Origin of the sequence: Agromyces humi, from assembly GCF_009720255.1 — a bacterium.
In the GTDB taxonomy this organism is placed as follows: domain Bacteria; phylum Actinomycetota; class Actinomycetes; order Actinomycetales; family Microbacteriaceae; genus Agromyces; species Agromyces humi.
In genome coordinates, this window is record NZ_WJSP02000654.1 from 1 (window position 1) to 1,153 (window position 1,153).

General features: G+C 71.6%; 2 protein-coding genes and 1 tRNA gene. All 3 read left to right on the plus strand.

From position 1 onward, the window contains the following. Positions 1-387 (plus strand): NAD(P)-dependent oxidoreductase (locus GH736_RS23245; RefSeq protein WP_268891266.1); only part of this gene is annotated, 387 nt, incomplete at its 5' end. Positions 388-466: 79 nt separating this feature from the next. Beyond that, a tRNA-Asn gene (locus tag GH736_RS23250) sits at positions 467-539 on the plus strand. Positions 540-657: 118 nt separating this feature from the next. Next, positions 658-1,153: AzlC family ABC transporter permease (locus tag GH736_RS23255; protein ID WP_159607416.1), on the plus strand; the 496-nt coding region annotated here is incomplete at its 3' end.

The window sequence follows — 1,153 nt, forward strand, 5'->3', positions numbered from 1 at the left end:
GCGCTCGAGCGGGCCGAGGTCGTGTTCGTGGCCGCGGCGCTCACCCCCGAGACGCGCGGGATCATCGGCGCACGCGAGCTCGCGCGGATGCCGCAGGGTGCCGTCCTCGTGAACGTGGCACGCGGGGCCGTGGTCGACACCGACGCGCTCGTCGCGGCCCTCGAATCGGGCGCGCTCGGCGGCGCGGGGCTCGACGTCACCGATCCCGAACCGCTGCCCGAGGGGCATCCGCTCTGGACGGCGTCGAACACGATCATCACGCCGCACGTCGCCGACACCGAGGCGATGGTCGTGCCCCTCTTCGCCGAGCGGGTCGGTCGCAACGTCGCAGCATTCCTCGCCCGACGACCGCTCGAGGGCCGGATCGACCCGGTCGCGGGGTACTGACGCCCTGGTCGGTGTCGAGGCGGCCTCGAATTGGGAGACCGGGGTTCCCTTTGCTAGAGTGTCTCTGCTGAACAAGCGATCCTCCATAGCTCAATTGGCAGAGCAATCGGCTGTTAACCGATAGGTTCTTGGTTCGAGTCCAAGTGGGGGAGCAACAAGGGCCGTCCGGTCGAACCGGGCGGCCCTTCGTCGACTCGGGAGGGGTTCGTGCCGGAGTACGAGGCGGTCGCCGATGGCTCGCACGACGAGCCCGCGCGGCGGGTCACCCCAGTGCGGGACGGCGTGGGCGTCGGCCTGGCGACGGCCGCGTACGGCATCTCGTTCGGGGCGCTCGCGGTGGCGTCCGGGCTCGATGTCTGGCAGACCTGCTTCCTCAGCCTGGTGATGTTCACCGGCGGCTCGCAGTTCGCGCTGGTCGGCGTGCTCGCATCGGGCGGGGTCGCCGCGGGCGGCTCCGCCATCGCGGCGGCGGCGCTCCTCGGCATCCGGAACGTCGTCTACGGCATGCGGATGAAGCCGATCGTCGATCGCGGCGGCCTGGCGCAGCGCATCGCTGCGGCGTGGGTCACGATCGACGAGTCGACCGCCGTCGCCCTGGCACAGACGAACGATCGCGCGGCTCGGCTCGGCTTCTGGGCGACCGGACTCGTCATCTTCGTCGGATGGAACCTCACCACGCTCGCCGGCGCGCTCATCGGCGACGCGCTCGGCGACACGGCGGCGTGGGGCCTGGACGCGGCGGCAGCCGCCGCGTTCCTCGGCCTGC